Here is a 212-nt window from a genome sequence, read left to right as displayed (position 1 = left end):
AACATCCGCCCGGTGGTGGCCTCGATCAAGGAGTTCTTCGGCACCTCGCAGTTGTCGCAGTTCATGGACCAGACCAACCCGCTGGCCGGCCTGACGCACAAGCGGCGTCTGTCCGCGCTGGGCCCCGGTGGTCTGTCCCGTGAGCGGGCCGGCTTCGAGGTCCGCGACGTGCACCCGTCCCACTACGGCCGGATGTGCCCGATCGAGACGCC

1 protein-coding gene is annotated in these 212 nt (G+C 68.9%); it reads left to right on the top strand.

The features are described 5' to 3' along the window. Window positions 1-212: hypothetical protein (locus tag FAF44_RS54285; protein ID WP_237111262.1), on the top strand; the 212-nt coding region annotated here is incomplete at both ends.

The sequence above is a fragment of the Nonomuraea sp. MG754425 genome, assembly GCF_021699195.1.
Lineage (GTDB): Bacteria > Actinomycetota > Actinomycetes > Streptosporangiales > Streptosporangiaceae > Nonomuraea.
The sequence above is the reverse complement of the archived record's forward strand: the minus strand, read 5'-3'. Positions and strand labels throughout refer to the sequence as shown.